The 18464-nt window shown below is 53.0% G+C and carries 14 protein-coding genes; all 14 read left to right on the top strand.

The features are described from left to right. Nucleotides 1–70 precede the first annotated feature (70 nt). Complete coding sequence (locus tag BW956_RS03680) at nt 71–1147, top strand: MBL fold metallo-hydrolase (RefSeq protein ID WP_076460916.1); 1077 nt, start codon at nt 71–73, stop codon at nt 1145–1147. Nucleotides 1148–1183: 36 nt separating this feature from the next. After that, a complete protein-coding gene (locus tag BW956_RS03675) occupies nt 1184–2878 on the top strand; it encodes a class I adenylate-forming enzyme family protein (RefSeq protein WP_076460915.1) in 1695 nt (564 codons plus the stop codon). A 207-nt stretch (nt 2879–3085) separates the two neighbouring features. Continuing rightward, nucleotides 3086–4816: an FAD-dependent oxidoreductase gene (locus tag BW956_RS03670; RefSeq protein ID WP_076460913.1), complete on the top strand. Its 1731-nt coding sequence runs from the start codon at nt 3086–3088 to the stop codon at nt 4814–4816. Further along, nucleotides 4813–6513, top strand: a complete 1701-nt coding sequence (locus tag BW956_RS03665) for an FAD-binding protein (RefSeq protein WP_076460912.1) — start codon at nt 4813–4815, stop codon at nt 6511–6513. Before BW956_RS03670 ends, BW956_RS03665 begins: the two co-directional genes overlap by 4 nt. An 11-nt stretch (nt 6514–6524) precedes the next feature. Beyond that, complete coding sequence (locus tag BW956_RS03660; RefSeq protein ID WP_076460910.1) at nt 6525–7283, top strand: SDR family oxidoreductase; 759 nt, start codon at nt 6525–6527, stop codon at nt 7281–7283. A 1-nt stretch (nt 7284) separates the two neighbouring features. Continuing rightward, nucleotides 7285–8892, top strand: coding sequence for a FadD3 family acyl-CoA ligase (locus tag BW956_RS03655; protein WP_076460908.1), 1608 nt, complete (start codon nt 7285–7287; stop codon nt 8890–8892). Nucleotides 8893–8922: 30 nt separating this feature from the next. Next, nucleotides 8923–9804, top strand: a complete 882-nt coding sequence (locus BW956_RS03650) for an SDR family NAD(P)-dependent oxidoreductase (RefSeq protein WP_076460906.1) — start codon at nt 8923–8925, stop codon at nt 9802–9804. A gap of 53 nt (nt 9805–9857) precedes the next feature. Then, nucleotides 9858–10244: a nuclear transport factor 2 family protein gene (locus tag BW956_RS03645; protein ID WP_076460904.1), complete on the top strand. Its 387-nt coding sequence runs from the start codon at nt 9858–9860 to the stop codon at nt 10242–10244. Then, a complete protein-coding gene (locus BW956_RS03640; RefSeq protein WP_076460902.1) occupies nt 10241–10681 on the top strand; it encodes a nuclear transport factor 2 family protein in 441 nt (146 codons plus the stop codon). The genes BW956_RS03645 and BW956_RS03640 overlap by 4 nt, the downstream gene beginning before the upstream one ends. A gap of 495 nt (nt 10682–11176) precedes the next feature. Beyond that, complete coding sequence (locus BW956_RS03635) at nt 11177–12385, top strand: IS91 family transposase (RefSeq protein WP_076460900.1); 1209 nt, start codon at nt 11177–11179, stop codon at nt 12383–12385. 84 nt (nt 12386–12469) lie between these two features. Continuing rightward, nucleotides 12470–13075, top strand: coding sequence for a hypothetical protein (locus tag BW956_RS22530; RefSeq protein WP_217695087.1), 606 nt, complete (start codon nt 12470–12472; stop codon nt 13073–13075). Nucleotides 13076–13182: 107 nt separating this feature from the next. Next, entirely contained in the window at nt 13183–16953 is a 3771-nt protein-coding gene (locus BW956_RS03625; RefSeq protein ID WP_076460898.1) for a hypothetical protein, read from the top strand. A 158-nt stretch (nt 16954–17111) separates the two neighbouring features. Beyond that, nucleotides 17112–17348: a hypothetical protein gene (locus BW956_RS03620; protein WP_139327117.1), complete on the top strand. Its 237-nt coding sequence runs from the start codon at nt 17112–17114 to the stop codon at nt 17346–17348. Between the two features lie 662 nt (nt 17349–18010). Continuing rightward, nucleotides 18011–18457 (top strand): nuclear transport factor 2 family protein, encoded by a 447-nt coding sequence (locus tag BW956_RS03610; RefSeq protein WP_076460893.1) that lies wholly within the window; start codon nt 18011–18013, stop codon nt 18455–18457. Nucleotides 18458–18464 lie beyond the last annotated feature (7 nt).

Raw genomic sequence — 18464 nt, 5'->3', positions numbered from 1 at the left:
ATAGCGTCAGATGTGAGCATAAAAACAGGCGATCTGAACTCGCCGACCCGCTGCCAAAAAGGAGAGTGCCATGCCGGTAAATGAAACCGAAGCCGAGGTGCGTCAGCGCAAAATGGCTGAACAGGATGCCCTGGAATACCCCTGTTCCATCCCTTCGGAGCCTGGTCAGGTTACCGAGGTGGCGACAGGCGTCTACTGGGCTCGCATCCCCATGCCAATGGCACTGGACCACATCAACGTCTATCTTCTGGATGATGGGGATGGCTGGTATCTGGTGGATACCGGGTTGAATACCGAGGCATCGCGTGAGAGCTGGCGCTTACTGTCGCAACAGCACTTTCCCGGCAAGCCACTCAAGGGTGTGATCTGTACCCACTTTCATTATGACCATGCGGGCCTGGCCAGCTGGCTCATGCGTGAATTCGATGCGCCTCTGTATATGACGCATGGGGAATACTTCACCATGCGGGCGCTGGCCAGCACCAACAGCGAGGTAAAGGAGGATTCCCAGCGTGCCTTTTTCCTGCGCGCCGGGATGCCAGAAGACCGTTTTGAGCGCATGCTGGGCTCACACAAGCGGGACCCGTTCATTCCCGATTTTCCACCCAGCTTTATTCGACTGCGTGAGGGTGAAGCTCTGGATATTGGTCGGCGTAGCTGGCGCGTGATCATCGGCGAAGGGCACTCTCCCGAGCATGCTTGCCTCTATGCGGCCGAGGATAAAATTCTGCTGGCGGGGGATCAGGTATTGCCGGGCATCAGCTCCAATGTGCTGGTCAGCGATGTGGAGCCCGAAGCCAATACACTCAGGCTGTGGCTTAAGTCTTTGGATCGTTTGCATGCACTGGCCGTTGATACGCTGGTACTGCCGGCGCATGGGCAGGTTTTCCGAGGGCTGCATGCCCGCCTGGAACAGCTGCATCAGCACCATCAGCGTCAGCTCGATGTGATACTGACGTCTGGCTATGAACGTAAGGGCTTCACCGCATGGGAGGCCATGGGGTGGTTGTTTAAGCGTGAACTCAAATCGGTTGAACTGATGCTGGCACTGGGTGAAACCCTCGCCCACCTGAACTATCTGTTGAGCCTGGATAAGCTCGAGCGAAACCGGGACGAGCAGGGGCTGGACCAATACATAACCAAGTGATTCAATCGGTTACAAAACAATAAGAGGAGTAACCCAATGACAAGTATTGTGGATCAGGCGTCGAATGTGCGTGCCCAGCTAACCGCACCCGGGGCACCCTTCGAACTTGCAGAAGCAATGACCTCTGCAGGACCGCGTACCGTCTACAAAAATGCGCCCGCCAACCTGGTCGACATGATTGCTCAGGCCCGTCGTGAAGATGACGAATGCTTTCTGGTTTATCAGGATGACCGCTGGACCTTCCGCCGTTTTTACGCCCATGTGGATGCGCTGGCATCCTGGATGTATTGCGAAGGGGTCAAACCCGGTGATCGTGTGGCCATCGCCATGCGCAACCGGCCCGAGTGGGTGGCAGTGTTTATTGCCGCTGCCCGTTTGGGTGCCGTGCCCGCGCCGCTGAACAGTTTCGGCCTGGGTGAAGAACTGCGGGACGCCCTGGATAGTCTGGATGCTGCGGTGCTGGCGTGTGATACCGACCGGTTGGAGCGTATTGAAGCCGGGACCGTAGATGCCAATACACGAATTTTGCTGGTCGGCCCTTCACCGGAAACAGGTGCCGGGCGCTGTCAGCGGTTTGATGAAGTAGTGGTGCGTCCTGTTGGCGCCTTGCCGGACGTGAAGCCCGATCCTGAAGACCCTGCCCTTATCCTGTTTACCTCCGGCGCAACCAGTCGCGCCAAAGCGGTGGTGTCCAGTCATCGTGCGGTCTGTCAGGCGCTGTTCAATATCGATTACATCAGCGCAGTGTCGGCCATGACATCGCCTCAGGCAATGGCGCGCATTCAGGCGATGCAACGTGCGCCGGTTATTTTGACGGCGGTTCCGCTGTTCCACGTCAGTGGTCTCCATGCCCAGTTGCTCACGGCTGTTCGTACCGGGCGCCGTCTGGTGTTCATGCACAAGTGGAACCCGAAGGCGGCGGTAGAGATCATGGCACAGGAGCAGGTGGCGCAATTCAATGGCGCGCCCTCCATGGTGATGCAGTTACTGCGTGAAGAGGCTTTCCACACCGATGAGGTGAAAGGTGGCCTGTTCGGGCTTGGCTTTGGGGGGGCGGGCCTGCCGCAGGGACTGATTGATGAAGTGCTGGATGCATTGCCGGATCAGCTAGTGGGTATAGGTTACGGCATGACGGAATCCAACGGTGTCGGTGCCGGTATATCCGGCGATATTTTCCGTTTGCAGCCACGAGCGTCGGGCCTGATTTCACCCCTGATGGAGGTGCAGATGCGCTCCCCGGATGGACAGGTGTTACCCGAGGGCGAAGACGGCGAAATCTGCCTGCGCTCGGTGGCCCTGATGAGTGAATACCTCGGCAACCCCGAGGCGACCGAAGAGACCCTGCGGGACGGCTGGCTGCATACCGGTGATCTGGGCCATGTGGATCAACAGGGGCTAGTCTATATCGTTGACCGTCTCAAGGATGTGATCAACCGCGCCGGTGAAAACATTGCCGCTGCAGAGGTGGAATCCTGTCTGCTGCGACATCCTCTGGTGCGTGAAGCCGCGGTGCTGGGTGTACCGGATGAGGATACCGGCGAAGCGGTTGTTGCGGTGGTGGCAATTCAACCCGGCGAAGAGCTGGAAGAAGCCGACCTGCAGGCATTTGTTGGCGAACACCTGGCAGGCTACAAGGTGCCCTCCTTGATCTCCGTGCAGCAGGAGAAACTGCCGCGTAACCCGGCTGGCAAGCTGCTTAAACAGCAGATCAAGAAACAATTCTTCCTCTGATTTTCCCTTTCTGATTTCCACTCTGTAACACCACCGGCGGCGGGCGTTCTGCCCGCTGCCGATGCGCTCCCATACCCTTCTCGATTAGTCCGCTTTGACGATGCTGGTGCCTGTCTGCGTTGCGCATTATGGACTGCAAGTGCCAAAGGTTTTGGCCTTGCAGCTCTGAAGCTGCCCGGGTTGAGAATAATAATATGGAGAGAGCAGATGACTTCACAGGCAAACGTCACCGACACCTATGACGTGGTGGTGGTCGGGTCTGGCGCCGGCGCCATGTCCGCGGCGATCTTTGCGGCTGATCAGGGGATGAGCGTCCTCATCGTCGAGAAAAGCGACAAATACGGCGGCACCTCGGCCCTGTCCGGTGGTGGTATCTGGGTTCCCAACAACCATTACTTCAAGGCCCGGGGCGGCAATGACAGCTACGACCAGGCACTGACCTATCTGAAGGCCTCGACGCAGGGCTCGGTCGATGAAAAGCGTCTGCGCGCCTATCTGGATAACGCGCCGAAAATGATGCAGTACCTGCAGGAAAACACCCAGCTCAACTACACCGTGGCCGAGCGTTATCCCGACTACTATCAGCACCTGCCCGGCTCCGCGCCCGGCGGTCGTACCCTTGACCCGGAACTCTTTGATACCAGCAAGCTGGGCGACGAAGTGGATAACTTGCGCCCGGCTTCGCCTACGACACTGCTGCTGGGCAAGATTGCCTGGACCGCGCGCCATGCGCACAAGGCGATGTCCAAGGAACGTGGCTGGCGACTCATGATTGTCTGGCTGATGCTGAGGTACAAGCTGGACTTCAAATGGCGTCGCAAAACCAGACGTGACCGTCGTGCTGCACTGGGCAATGCCCTGATCGCATCGCTGCGCGCATCATTAATGGACCGCAAGGTACCGCTTTGGCTCAACACCGATTTTCAGGAGCTGATCGAAACCAACGGCCGCATCAGTGGTTTGATTGTGAAGCGGGACGGTCAGGAGCAGGTGATTCAGGTGCGCAAGGGCGTGATTCTGGGCTCCGGTGGCTTCGAGCAGAACCAGTCCTTGCGTGACAAGTATCTGCCCAAGCCCACGCAGCAGGCCTGGAGTGCAACGCCACCGGGGAATAATACCGGTGCAGCACTGGAGGCGGGTCAGGCGATAGGGGCAGCCACCGAGCTGCTGGATTGGGCCTGGTGGGCGCCCACTATCAGTGTGCCCGGCGAAGACAAGGCGCGAGGTGTGTTCGCCGAGCGTGCCTTCCCCGGTGCCATCGTCGTCAACGGTGAGGGCAAGCGCTTCGTCAACGAAGCCGTTGGCTACCTCGAATTCGTTGACGAGATGTACAAGGACAACCAGAAAACCGGGGGTAAGACCGTTCCGGCCTGGGTGGTGTTCGATGCCCATTTCCGTTTCAACTACGCCATGGGCCCGCTGATGCCCTCGCAGGTGATGCCGGATAGCCGTATGCCAAAGGCCTGGCACAAAACCGTGTACTGGAAAGCGGATAGTCTGGATGAGTTGGCGGCAGAGATCGGTGTGGATGCGGCCGGCCTGAAAAATACCGTCGTGCGCGTCAACGGTTTTGCCGCCACCGGCAACGATGAAGACTTCCAGCGCGGCGGTAATGTGTTCGACCGCTACTACGGTGACAGCAACGTCAAACCCAACCCCTGTCTCGCCCCGATCAAAAAAGGCCCCTTCTATGCCATGCGTCTGGATGCCGGTGATATCGGTACCAAGGGCGGCCTGCTGACCAACGAACGCGGCTGCGTAGTGCGTGAAGACGGCAGTGAAATTCCGGGCCTTTACGCCATCGGTAACTGCTCCGCTTCGGTGATGGGTACCACCTATCCGGGTGCGGGGGCCACACTGGGGCCGGCCATGACCTTCGGCTACATTGCGGCTCACGACCTGGCCCGGCAGCCTGCAGGTTCAAAGGTGACGTCATGAATGCTTCCGTGCAAAGCAGTGTGACGCCGATAGAAGCACCGCTTCAGGTTGAATCGGTGGAACAGCAGCGTTGGGATCAAAGCTGCGATGTGCTGGTGGTGGGCTGGGGTGCCGCAGGAGCCTGCGCAGCGATTGAAGCCCATGATCAGGGGGCCGATGTGATTGTCGCCGACCGCTTCCTGGGTGGAGGTGCCAGTGCCAAAAGTGGCGGTGTGGTGTATGCCGGAGGCGGCACCGTTCACCAGCAGCGGGCCGGGTTCAAGGACACGCCCGAGGAGATGTTCCATTACCTCCAGCAGGAAGTGCAGGGCGTCGTCAGTGATGCCACCCTCAAGCGCTTTTGCGACACCAGTGTGGATAACCTGCGCTGGCTGGAAACCATGGGGACGCCTTATACCCACAGCGTTCCACCCGGTGGCAAAACCTCCTATCCGCAAAACGGCTATTACCTCTACTACTCCGGCAATGAACTGGTACCGGCCTTCAAAGGCCAGTTGCCGCCACCACCCCGAGGCCATCGCACGGTGGGCAAGGGCCATGGCGGGGTCGTGCTCTACTCACACCTGCAGGCCGCCTGCGTTAAACGCGGCATTCGTACGCTGACGCAATCGGCTGTGCGCCGCTTGGTGGTGGATGCTGAAGGGGCTGTGGTCGGTGCTGAGCTTTGGTCGTTGCCGGCGGGCAGTAAGGCCGCCCGCCTGCATGCCAAGTGGGGGCAGCGTGCGGAGAAACTGCAGAATGTCGCACCCGGTTACTGCAACCGGCTGCGCCTGAAATTGGCTGCGTTGGAGCAGCGATATGCGCGACCGGTGCTGGTGCGTGCGCGCAAGGGCGTCATTCTCACCACCGGTGGCTTTGTATTCAACAAAGAGCTGATCAGGCAGTACGCGCCCAAATACCGCCGCAATTTCAAGATTGGAGCAACGGGCTGTGATGGCAGTGGCCTGCGTCTTGGTCAATCGGTCGGCGCGGGGACCAACCACCTGAAAAACGTCTCCGCCTGGCGCTTTATCAATCCGCCACAGAAGTGGCCCAAGGGGATTGCTGTAAACGCCAGGGGCGAGCGCTTCTGCAACGAGGAGGTTTACGGCGCCAAACTGGGGCATGCCATCTGCGAAGAGCAGGACGGCAAGGCCTGGTTGATTCTTGATAAACCGCTGCGTGCCCAGTCCATCCGACAGGCACTGCTTGGCCGTTACTGGTGGTTCCAGTCGGTACCGGCGCTGGTGATGATGCTGTTGGGGGCCAAAAAGGGCAAAACCCCGGCGGAGCTGGCGCGGAAAATCGGCATGGACTCGGCTGCACTGGAAGCCTCGCTGAGGGCCTATAACCAGGCGATTAGCGAGGGCCGTAAAGACCCACAGGGCAAGTCGGCCGACTCCTGTCAGGTGCTAAGGCAGGGGCCGTTTTACGCGCTGGATATCTCCGTCAGCTCGTCTGTCCTGCCGCTGGGAGCGCTGACTTTGGGCGGCCTAAAAATTGATGAGCATAACGGCCAGGTCCTGTCCGAGCAGGGGCAGAGTATTCCGGGCCTGTATGCCGCAGGGCGCACCGCCGTCGGTATTCCTTCCAACCTGTATGTCAGTGGTCTTTCGCTTGCGGATTGTGTGTTTTCCGGGCGCCGCGCGGGTGCGGCAGCGGCGGGCACAACGACTGCCAATTCCCTTCAGGCCACACCCGAGATGGCAACTGCATAAGGACAACAATCATGACCGTTTCAATGGATAACAAAGTCGCTCTGGTGACCGGTGCAGCCGGTGGCGTAGGCCTGGCCGTGGCCAAAAAGCTGGTCGCCGCTGGTGCCCGTGTGGTGTTAACCGACTTGCAGGAAAGCAAAGGCAAGGCTGCCGCCAGCGAGTTGGGCAGTACTGCACGTTTCATGGTGATGGATGTGGCAGACCCGGATGACTGGGACAAGGTGTTGCACAGCATTCACGAACAGGAGGGGCGTCTGGATGTGCTGGTCAATAACGCAGCGATTCTGAAGCCCGGCTCTATCGAAGATACCAGCCTGGAAGACTGGCAGCTGCTGCACCGGATCAACTCCGACAGTGTCTTCCTTGGCTGCAAAAAGGGCCTGGAACTGCTGAAAGCGCAGGGCGGCTCCATCATCAATATCTCCTCAATCGCAGCGATGGCGGCACGTGCGGATTACCTGGCCTACAGCGCGTCCAAAGGCTCGGTCGCGGCCATGACTCGTGTGATAGCGGCGCATTGCCGGCAGCAGAAATACCGCGTTCGCTGCAACTCCGTGCACCCGGACGGCGTGCTGACGCCGATGACCCGCGCGTCCTACCCGGAAGGCATAGACCCGAACCATTTCACCATCGACCGTGATCCCATGAACCGCATGTGCCAGCCCGAAGACGTCGCGGCTGCGGTGGCCTTTCTGGCTTCAGACGAGGCCCGTGCCATCAACGGCATCGAACTGCGTGTGGATAGCGGCCAATTCATCATGAGTATTTGATATGACCAGTATGCAGACACAACTGGAGCTTCCCTTGCGGACCACCACGACACCGGAGCTGGTGTTTGAAGCCTCACGCCGCTTTGCCGGTCGTCCCGCCATCGAAGATAACGGCGAGGTGATCGACTATGCCGAGCTGGCCACCCGTGTGCTGGATGTGGCACGAGGGCTTATTCAGTTAGGCGTTAAGCCCGGCGACAGGGTCGCCGTTTGGGCACCCAACTGCGCGCGCTGGATTCTGGCGACGCTGGGGTTGCAGATGGCGGGTGCGGTGCTGGTGCCGATCAATACCCGGATGAAGGCGGCGGAAGTGACCGACATTATTACCCGCAGCGGCAGCCGCGTGCTGTTCTCGGTGGGTGATTTTCTCGATACGGACTATCCGGCCCAGCTGTCCGAGTCCTGTGCCGATCAACTGGATATGACCATTATCCTGAGCACGCGTGCCGGCAAGCCGTTAGCGAACAGCCTGGACTGGGATGTCTTCATCGAACAGGGACAGGTTGTCAGTGAATCCAGTGCCCGCGTGCGTGCCGGAGAACTTCAGGGCAACAGCCTGGCAGACCTGATGTTCACCTCCGGCACCACCGGCAAACCCAAGGGAGTTATGAGCACTCATGAGGCGGGCCTGAGCGCCTTTGCCGAGTTTGCCAAAACCCTGGGGCTGGTGCCCGGTGATCGCTTTCTTATCGTGAACCCGTTTTTCCACACCTTCGGCTACAAGGCCGGCTGGTTGTGCAGCCTCATGTGCGGGGTGACCATCCTGCCGCATCCGGTGTTTGATGCCGACGAAGTGCTGGAGCGGATCGAAAAGGATCAGGTATCGGTCCTGCCGGGGCCGCCCACGCTCTACCTGTCGCTGCTGGCGCATCCCGCCCTGGAACAGAAGAACCTGAGCAGCCTGCGTGCAGCGTCGACCGGTTCCTCATCCATTCCGCCGATTCTGATCGAACGCATGCGGGATGAGCTGGGCTTCAAGGTCGTGACCACCGCTTATGGCCTGACCGAGTGCAGCGGCATCGCCACCATTTGCGACCCTGATGACCCTGCGGATGTGATTGCCGGGACCAGCGGCAAGGCCATTGCCGGTACCGAAGTGGCGATCTTCGATCAGGACGGCACTCAGCTGGGCCCCAATGAAGACGGCGAGATCTGTATCCGCAGCCCCTACATCATGCTGGGCTACTACCAGAATGAAACCGCCACTGCCGAGGCGATCGACGCGGACAACTGGCTACATACCGGTGATGTGGGCTCACTGGACGAGAAGGGGTATCTGCGTATCACCGGTCGTCTCAAGGACATGTTCATCGTGGGCGGTTTCAACTGCTACCCAGCCGAAATCGAAGCCGCATTGGTGGAACACCCGGAAGTAGCCCAGGCCGCTGTGATTGGCGTGCCGGACGAGCGCATGGGCGAGGTGGGCTGTGCCTTCATCGTTAAACGCCACGGCTGTCGTCTGGATGAAAAGGACCTGGTGCAGTGGGCGCGTCAGCAGATGGCCAACTACAAGGTTCCCCGTGAGGTCCGTTTTGTATCGGCGCTGCCGGTTAATGCCTCCAACAAGGTGGACAAACTGGTGCTGAAACGGGACTACGCCAAGGCTTGAGCCAAACTCAACCAATGAGGAAACCAGGATATGACGACTCATAAACACCCCCCAGTGGCGGTAGTAACCGGTGCCAGCCGTGGTGTTGGCAAGGGCATCGCCGTTGCGCTTGGGGCTGCCGGCTTTACCGTATACCTGACCGGACGCTCACTGAGCCAAAGCAACATGACGTTGATGGGGCAACCACTGCCCGGCACGCTGGAAGAGACTGCCCAGGCGGTCACCGAGGCTGGCGGCAAGGGCATTCCCGTTGCCTGTGACCATGGCGACAATGAGCAGGTACGTGCACTCTTCGCACGCGTGGAGCAGGAGCAGGGGCATCTCGACCTGCTGGTGAATAACGCCATTGCCCTGCATGAAAACCTGATCGACGCCGGGCCTTTCTGGCAGAAGCCGCTGGATATGACCCGCATGCTCGATGTCGGTCTCAAATCCTCTTACGTGGCCAGCTACTTCGCAGCGCCACTGTTATTGAAGGCAGAAAAGGGGCTGATTGTATTCACATCTTCATACGGTGCCGGCTGCTATATGCATGGCCCTATCTACGGTGCCCAGAAAGCCGGCGGCGACAAAATGGTGGCGGATATGGCGGTCGACTTTGAGGATACAGACGTTGCCTGTGTGTCCCTCTGGCTAGGCCCCCAGCGCACCGAACGTTCCGCCATTGCGGCGCAGTCCCGCCCCGATGCCTATGGCGAAATCATGCAGACCGGTGAAACGCCCGAGTTTAATGGCCGAGTGATTGCTGCACTGCTGGATGATCCGGACCTGGCGCAGCACTCCGGTAAAACACTGGTCAGTGCCGAGCTGGCGCAGGACTATGGCATTAGGGATGTGGATAACAGTCAGCCGCCTTCCTATCGACAACTCTTGGGGGCACCGCTGAGCTGGCACCCGGCACGGGTCGATTAAGCAAATAGAGCACTAAACACTCAGCCAACAACAATAATGACAAGGAGATATTCATGATCAGCGCACAGAAGGTTCAGGCGGTCATGCAACAGTACATTGAACGCGTCGATGCAGTGGACGTGGATGCCATTCTCGAGCTCTACGCCGATGATGCTCAGGTGGAAGACCCGGTTGGAGCACCTGTACACAGGGGCAAGGCAGCGATTGAGGCGTTTTATCGTAAGGGGCTGACCGGTGCGAAAATGCGCGCAACGCTGCAGGGACCGGTGCGTGCCAGTGACGCAGGTAGCGGGGCCATCGCTTTTCGTGTGGATGTGCTTGAGGGTGAAATGCCCGGCAGCATCGATGTCATTGATGTGATGGAATTCAACGAGAAAGGCCAGATTCGCTCAATGAAAGCCTACTGGGGGCCGCTGAATTTCACTCCGGCACAATCATGACCCTGGAACAACGTATCGCACGCCTTGAAGCGCTGGAAGCGATCCGCCAGCTCAAGCACCGCTACCTCAACGCCTGCGACCTCAAGGAGGTGGACAGTATCCGCGACTGCTTTGCGGAAGGGGAGGTCCTGATCGACTATGGCCCTGTTGGCCTGTTTACCGACCGTGACAGCTTCGTGGCGCTCTACCAGCAACTGGCCTGCCATGAACGGGTAAAAGACCTGCACCATGGCAGCAACCCCGAAATCGAGCTACTCAGCGAAAACGAAGCCACCGGCCGCTGGGGCCTGTTCTACTTCAACCTGGATGCCGAAACCGGCGCGACCCTGCAACTGGGTGCGGTCTATTACGACCGCTACCGGCGCATTGAGGGGCAATGGAAGATCATTGAAACACGGGTCGAACGACTGCAAGAACTCACATCTCCAGCCACGTAATATCCACACCCAGGCCGGTGCATGCACCGGCTATTTCCTGTTCAACTTTGATCGACAATGTCTGGAAAAGTAGACGCCAATGGGGCAGGATTGAAGCTTAATGGACTCAAGGGTTGCATAGCCCGACACCAAATGTACGCCTGATCATTTTCAACGGAAGGGAGATGAAAGCGTTGTCTTACTGTATCGATACTTCATTTCATTGCTTGCTTCTGTGTTTTCAGGCCTTCCTTGGTGCCTGCGGGCGGGGCATGTATCAAAGCCTTCAGATGATTGTCAGAAGTGTACCCGCTGGGTGGTTCGCCCACCGAAAAAGTACCTTTTTGTTTGGGATTTTTGGTGCCGAGTCTAATTATTTCAATGAGTTATACCGTACTGATAACTGTTAAAAGGTATACCCGCTAATAATTATTATGAGGTAGAAGACCTCATAAATTGGCTGTTGAACATAACCGCTTCGCGGTGGAGTGCAAGATTTAAAAGAGGCATAGGGACATGCCAAACAGAGCGATACAACGGCTATTTCAGTCGTATAAAGCGGCGCTGGATAAATCGCGTCAGCCACTGAAAAACCGGCGGGCGATCACATCCATTACATATTGCAGAACGCGGGATATGGGGGTGAGTTATTACGCCTGCCCTGACTGTCAGGAGCAATGGGAGCAGTATCATTCTTGCCGCCACCGCAGCTGTTATGTGTGCGCACAGAAGCATCGCAAGGAATGGATTGAGGCACAAAAGCAGCGCTTGTTGGACGTGCCGCACTTTCACGTGATCTTTACGTTGCCGCATGAGTATTTACCGCTGTGGCGGTATAACGAAGGACTGTTTGCACGGCTACTGTTCCGAGCCAGTCAGGAAGCATTGCAGGAATTGTTGGCGGATAAGAAGTATGGCGGCATTCGCCCCGGTATTTTGATGGCCCTGCATACTTGGGGGCGGCAACTGACTCTGCACCCACATACGCACTGTCTGGTGACGGCCGGCGGCCTGATGAAGTCAGGCGAGTGGAAAGGCGTTGGTGACTACCTGCTCCCCGGTGCGGTATTGAGGCGCTATTACCGTGGCAAGGTGCAGGCCCTGCTTAAGGATGCGGCTGATGACAAGGGTCTGGTTTTACCACCAGACCTGAGAGTCGAGGATTTCTGGCGACAGCACCGAAGCCTGTACAGGAAAGAGTGGAGTGTTCGAGTTGAGGAGCGTTATGCACATGGACGCGGGGTCATGCTGTACCTGGCCAGGTACTGTAAAGGCGGGCCATTGAGACCTGAACAGATCAAGCGTTGGGACGGGCAACGGCTGGAGATGAGCTATTTGTCTCACCGAGACAAGCGCATCAAACAGCAGAAATTGACGCCGTGGCAGATGATCCAGCGGCTGTTGCAGCATGTCCCTGCCAAAGGCGTGCATACGGTGCGCTACTACGGGCTATACGCCCCGGCAGCCAGAAAGCGACACCAGCGGATGTTGGCGCAGCACGGTAATCTGGCGGGAGTGAAGGTTCGATGTACTGCACCTGTAGAGCAGGTGTTGTTGTGTTGTAACGCCTGTGGTGCGCACGCTGAGTTGCTGGGACGACCTTGGCGAAGGGAAGCAAAAGGATTTTCCTTTATAAAAGAAGACGGGGCACCGGCAGTAAGCGATTATGTCCAACAAGGCGTTGAACGTGACCTTGAAAGAGGAAGTATCGGTGATTCATCATAAATTATGTGCCGACGTATATTTTTTTGCGCTTTCGGCGGCACGTTAACTAAACGTTAGGCAGAAACTCTACATTGGGTCTTATTTATGGAAGAAACTGAGCTAGATAAGAATTGGCATTATGCTCATTGGACATTCAGGACTGGAACCAGGACTTTTGAAGGTGTCGAGATGATGATCTCGAATATGATCAGTAACTTTAAAGAAGTTACAAGTCATTCTTGCGGGTCTTTTAGTACAACCAAAGATTTAGTTGCGAGAAATGCAATTAGTGATATAGCTATCGTCATGTCCTACTCATTGCTTGAGGGTTTCTTCCATGAAGAGTACGAGTTCTACGTGAAAAATGAAAAGCGCAAAAAACCTAAAGAATTGAGTGCTCTTATTAATACTTTACTACACGATCGACAGGTATCTCTCAAAGAGTGGAGAAAGAGAAGGAAGGTAATTGATTTGGTTAGAGTGTTGCGTAATGCAGTGGTGCACTCGAACGGAATAATTGAAAGTGATTTCGACAAAGAGAAGTGCGAAGAGCTTTTGGGGGAAGACGTTTTTGAATCGAGTGATCATTACCCCAGGCTGTCCTTGTCTCGATCACTTCATTTAGTAAGAGAATTTAAGGGTATTGCTGACGAATATGCTGAAGCAGTTTTTATCAGGCCTAACAATGCATTACAGCGGACAAGCCGCTGAATGCGGGCGTTATACGGCATTGAAATCGCGTTCACTTGCAACTTATGCGGGCAAAACAAATTAAATAATCATGAATTTATGATTATCGATCACTAAAAGGAGTAACTATGTCTGGTTGGCATGTCACGGATAACGATATAAAGAACTGGACTGCCACAGATAAGCGCAGGTCAGAAGAGTTACTTCCTCAGCTTATATATAAACTTATACGGGCTTCATCCAATCCAAGAAAAATTGATTTTCCATTTGGGGACTCTGTATCCACCGGTGGTTGGGATGGCGAGCTTGAAGTTGATCAGGGTAATTTATTTGTGCCATCGGGAGTGTCGGCTTGGGAGTTTGGAACCGACAAAAGCGTCAACTCAAAAGCAAATGATGATTATGAAAAGCGAACCAAGGACCCGGGCCCATTTGATAAAAAGAACACTACCTACGTTTTTGTAACATCGAGGCATTGGAAAGATAGATCCAAGTGGGAAGCCGACAAGAACCTTGAAGAAGAATGGTGTGGCGTAAAAGCAATCAATGCAAAAGTTCTGTGTGACTGGCTGGAGCAGTGCCCAGCGGTACATCGTTGGTTTGCAGAGTTAATAGGTAAACGGTGTCCTAATTTATGGGATATTGAACAGGGCTGGTCAAAGTTTTCCAATATCACAGAGATTTCACTCACTGGTGATTTTTTCCTCCACAACAGGGATGAGCAGGCTGATCGCTTAAAAGATTCTTTAATGGACGGCCCCGCCAGTTATACAGTATGCGCCAAGTCTATCAATGAATCTCAAGGGTTTATTCTTTCGGTCATTTTAAATGATGATTCACTAAGCTCTAAATTTTTAACAGTGCTCGATCAGTCGGCTTGGGACGATATTGCATCATCTGAATCCCCGCTCATATTAATGCCAATCAATTTCCAGCCAAACGGGGTCGGTGATGCAGTTAGTAATGGGCACACTGTGATATTGCCTACAGATGAATCAAGCCAGCAAACCCCTCTTATCCGTTTAGATAAGCGGCCTCGGTTGATTCAGCAGGAGGCGATACAAAAGCTCGGCTTTAATGATAGCCAGGCCTCTAAGTTATATTCAGATACTAAAGGCTATTTGGAGCCGCTGCTGAGACATGAAATTTTAAGGCCCAGAGAATATATTGCACCAAAGTGGCCTACAGAGGTTGATGCAGATGTATTGTTTTCAGCTTTTTTTTCCACGGAGTGGAATTCGAGTAATGACAATGACAAAGATATTTTGTCCGCTTTATCGGGAATGGATTACGACCAGCTTGAAAAGCAACTAGATAAGCTGTCCACTTATTCTGATACGCCTATCCGTAGAGTTGGTGCAGTTTGGCAAGTGATATCTAAGATTGACTTTTGGTTGAATATTAGAAGTTTAATGTCAGTTTCCCATATCGATAGGCTTGGTGACATTTGTGGCAAAGTGTTAGGAGATACTGATCCATCGTATAACTTAGATCCAGATGAAAGATGGATGGCGTCTGTTAAGGGAAATACACCAAAATATTCTGGGCTATTGAAAAGAGATATAGCTGATACTTTAGCCTTACTGTCAACTTATAGTGATGATTATGCATCTCAGCTTGGTGGAATGTCGGTTAAGAATAAGATTGATACCTGGTTGAGTCATCTTTTCAAAGATAATAATACGACGGAGTTTTGGTATTCACTTGGTAGATCTACATCACCTTTAGCAGAAGCTGCGCCAGAAGTTTTCCTAGATGCGGTAGATAGATCCTCGCTAGGTGAAAATTCACCATTGCTTGGCCTATTTAATTCGGAAGCCGAAGATAGTTTTACTGGTGGGTGTTACCACTCTAATCTTTTGTGGGCTTTAGAAACTATATCCTGGAATAAAAACTACCTCACTAGAGTCTGTCAGGCTTTAGCAAGGCTTTCGGAAATAGACCCTGGTGGAAGATACAGTAATAGGCCATTTTCTTCATTAGTCGATATATTTATTGGGTGGGTTACATATAGCTCCGCTACGCATGATGAGCGGGCTAACCTTATTAAAGGAGTCCTCTTAAAACAGTATCCTGAAGTTGCCTGGAGGTTGATGCGTGAGTTATTGGTTGGTAATACGCGAACGACAAGTGGGTTAGCTAGTCCAGATTATCAAGATTGGGCTGAGGGGGTTGATAAAACTACTAAGCAAAGCGACTACTTTTCATATATCGGAAAAATTGTTGATATGATGATCGCTGAAGCCGACAAAGACCCAGATAACAGATACATTGATTTAGCGAGTAATTTTGATTCCTATACCGTTGCTCAACGCGAAATAATCATTGATAAATTGCTATCAGTTGATATCGATAAGTTGTCTGAAGATTCTCGTAAAAAATTACTTAAGCGTTTAAGGGGTTTAATCTCTAAGCATAGAGAGTTCTCAGATGCCGATTGGGCATGGCCAGATGAAGTGATAACCAAATTGGAAGAGGTTTATCTGCGCCTTGATTTTGATAGCCCTGTACTCAATGCGAAGTATCTTTTTGATGATCATTGGCCTGATCTGATTGACCCTGTAAAAAGAAGAAAAGTGCCCTATGACGAAAGGCAGGAATACTTAGAATCTTTGCGAGTTGAAAAACTAGAAGAATTATATGATGAGTCTGGGGTTGATGGCTTTAAAGACCTGTTAGAAAACTGTAAGTTTCCTCGGCTGGTGGGTTTCTCATTATATAAGTCTAAACTAAAAGATTTATTCGTTGATGATTTGGTTGCCTGGTTAGGACAAGATCACAGCTATAAAGAGTGCTCAAATGGATATTTTTCAGCGATGGCACATTCCGACTTTACTAGTATCAAGAAAATAATTAGCGAACATCATTTGGTTGATGAAAGCATTAAAAGCCAAATGTTAGTGAATTTCCCTGTTACCCAAGAAACATTCGATATTCTTGATGCGTGTGAAGAGTCCGTTCAAGAGAGCTATTGGCACAAGATCGCATATTACTTTGTTCAAGATAAAGATTCCTCCTTGGTAGAGTATATTTCTAATAATCTATTGAAGAATGGTAGGCCTCTAGCTGCCATTGATGCATTTTCCCAATCTCTCCACCGTGGAAATAGTGCGGGAGATCTAGATGCCAAGCTTGCTCATCAAATACTTATAAAAGTCGCTACTAACCCTGAAGATATAGATAGGGTTTCAATACAGACTGTAAGTCATGATATCACCCAGGCAATAAAGTTTATTCAGGATTCTGGCCAGTGCAGTGACGAAGAGGTATTGCAGGTTGAATGGCTGTATGCAAAAGCCTTTCGTCATCATGATTTCTCACCAACTTTTATTCATAAGTCAATTGCAAAAGATCCATCGAACTTTGTGCAATTAATAAAGTGGGTCTTTGTAAGAAATGATGGTGTTGAAGAAGAGGAAATCATGCCTAAGGAACAGGCGAAACAAGTTGCTAGTGCAGCGTGGGATATACTTGATACTTTGCACCTTTTGCCAGAAGATGATTTTGTCCATGACTGGGTTTCACTGGCTAGGGGGCAGTTAATTGAATGCGGCAGGTTAGAAATTGGTGACTTGTATATAGGGAAATACCTATCCAGATGTCTGCCAGATGAAGAGGATGGTATATGGCCTAAAAAATCTGTTAGAGGTGTTATCGAATCTCTAAAAAGTGAGTCTTTTGAAGACGGTATAGTCAATGGAAAACTAAATTCCAGGGGGGTTACGACAAGGCATCCATATGCTGGTGGAGAACAAGAGAGGTCTTTGGCTGGAGGGTATCAAACAGACTCAGAGTCAGTGCAGTTGATATATCCACGAACAGCTAAAATATTAAGGGTGCTTGCAGATCATTATCGTTCAGATGCTAATCGGCATGATCAAACAGTAGATTTAAATTAGCTAAAATTTCGGTAGACACTTAAGTACTATTTTCTATGCTTCCTCCAGGTGACGAGCGACAAGAATCTAAGTGCCGTATAACAAGCGCATGTTGTCGGACTATTTTTCCGCTGCGCTCCAAACTAGCCGAAAATGCAGGCGTTATGTAACCAAAGCTTATGAACGACTATTCATGGAATGAAGTATTAATGGCTATAGGGGCAATGGGTGTTGTAAGCCTCTTAGTTTTAGCAACAATTACGGCCATTAAACATGGTGAGTTGAGTGGCTTGTTAGAAACTATTGTGTACGGAGCAAGTAATAATTTACTCCAAAAGCGTTTTTTTATATGGGGTTATATCTTATTGTGGGGTACGTTTTTATTGGGACTTGTGGCTGGACTGATAGTTACATAACAAGCAATTGTAGTCGCCCGCAAGCGGGTTGGGATCTCAAAAGCTGCACTTTATCGGCCCCTAAATCGAGCGTTAGAGTTTCGAGGTTCTTATGAGGAAGAAAGTCATAGCGGGCTTATCTATCGTGTTCGTAGTCAGCTGTTTGGCTTCATATCGTTTCGGCATCATCGTTGCTCAGCAAGCATATAGAAATGGAGTCCAGGAGACTCAAGCTATGCTCTCGTTCAATCATCTAATGCGTTACCAAGAGTTGGCTAATTGTATGGAGCGGGGCAAGTTTGAGGAAACAACGGAGAAGCTAAGGCACTCCGTAATTAGCGAGCGAGAGTTACTGGCAGACCTCCTAAAATCGGTAAGCAGTTCGCAGCTCGATAAATACATCGAGATTCGCTCCGATGAAAGCTTAGCGGCTTTACGGGATTATAAAAGTGATCGTGGGGATAGATGGAGTGAGCCTGCATGTCAATAAACTCTAACAAAGCGTTGAAAAACGTTCGCCTTGCTCACTGGGACCTCAAAAGCTACGCTTTTTCGGCCCTTTAACTGCGGCGTTATAGGGCCGAGTTACCCACGAACAGCTTCCATCCCTAGTACAAACGGCTGATGAACCCATTTCTTCACTGCCGCTATGTTGATGATCTTTATAATCGGAGATCATCAACATGCCACTCCCTTCCCACGTTCAGATCTGTAACCTTCTCTATCGCTATGCCGAGCTGATCGATAGTGGTCAGCTGGCGGCTGCAGCCGAGCTGTTCCGGCATGCACGTGTCCATACTGGCAGCGAGCAGTTCCCGCTGGATGCCGAAGGGCTGCTGCAAACCTGGCAGTCGATGCTCAGGCTTTATCCCTGCGGCACCCCGCGTACCAAGCATATGATCACCAACCCCATTGTGGAGGTGGATGAGGCAGCGGGGAGGGCGAGCTGTCGTTCTTACTACACCGTATCCCAGGCGACTGATGACTTTGTGCTACAGCCGATCATAACCGGTCGTTACCAGGATGAATTTGAATGCGTAGACGGAGAGTGGCGCTTCAGTTTTCGTGATTACACCCTGGTGGATCAGTTGGGTGATCTGTCACAGCATCTGAAGTCGTCGGGCTTGTGAACAGGGT

Origin of the sequence: Marinobacterium stanieri, from assembly GCF_900155945.1 — a bacterium.
GTDB lineage: Bacteria > Pseudomonadota > Gammaproteobacteria > Pseudomonadales > Balneatricaceae > Marinobacterium > Marinobacterium stanieri.
This window is presented reverse-complemented; position numbering and strand designations above follow the sequence as displayed.

Coding starts and splice junctions, on each gene's coding strand:
- BW956_RS03680 (WP_076460916.1), top strand. CDS start 71: ATGCCGGTAAATGAAACCGAAGCCGAGGTGCGTCAGCGCAAAATGGCT.
- BW956_RS03675 (WP_076460915.1), top strand. CDS start 1,184: ATGACAAGTATTGTGGATCAGGCGTCGAATGTGCGTGCCCAGCTAACC.
- BW956_RS03670 (WP_076460913.1), top strand. CDS start 3,086: ATGACTTCACAGGCAAACGTCACCGACACCTATGACGTGGTGGTGGTC.
- BW956_RS03665 (WP_076460912.1), top strand. CDS start 4,813: ATGAATGCTTCCGTGCAAAGCAGTGTGACGCCGATAGAAGCACCGCTT.
- BW956_RS03660 (WP_076460910.1), top strand. CDS start 6,525: ATGACCGTTTCAATGGATAACAAAGTCGCTCTGGTGACCGGTGCAGCC.
- BW956_RS03655 (WP_076460908.1), top strand. CDS start 7,285: ATGACCAGTATGCAGACACAACTGGAGCTTCCCTTGCGGACCACCACG.
- BW956_RS03650 (WP_076460906.1), top strand. CDS start 8,923: ATGACGACTCATAAACACCCCCCAGTGGCGGTAGTAACCGGTGCCAGC.
- BW956_RS03645 (WP_076460904.1), top strand. CDS start 9,858: ATGATCAGCGCACAGAAGGTTCAGGCGGTCATGCAACAGTACATTGAA.
- BW956_RS03640 (WP_076460902.1), top strand. CDS start 10,241: ATGACCCTGGAACAACGTATCGCACGCCTTGAAGCGCTGGAAGCGATC.
- BW956_RS03635 (WP_076460900.1), top strand. CDS start 11,177: ATGCCAAACAGAGCGATACAACGGCTATTTCAGTCGTATAAAGCGGCG.
- BW956_RS22530 (WP_217695087.1), top strand. CDS start 12,470: ATGGAAGAAACTGAGCTAGATAAGAATTGGCATTATGCTCATTGGACA.
- BW956_RS03625 (WP_076460898.1), top strand. CDS start 13,183: ATGTCTGGTTGGCATGTCACGGATAACGATATAAAGAACTGGACTGCC.
- BW956_RS03620 (WP_139327117.1), top strand. CDS start 17,112: ATGAACGACTATTCATGGAATGAAGTATTAATGGCTATAGGGGCAATG.
- BW956_RS03610 (WP_076460893.1), top strand. CDS start 18,011: ATGCCACTCCCTTCCCACGTTCAGATCTGTAACCTTCTCTATCGCTAT.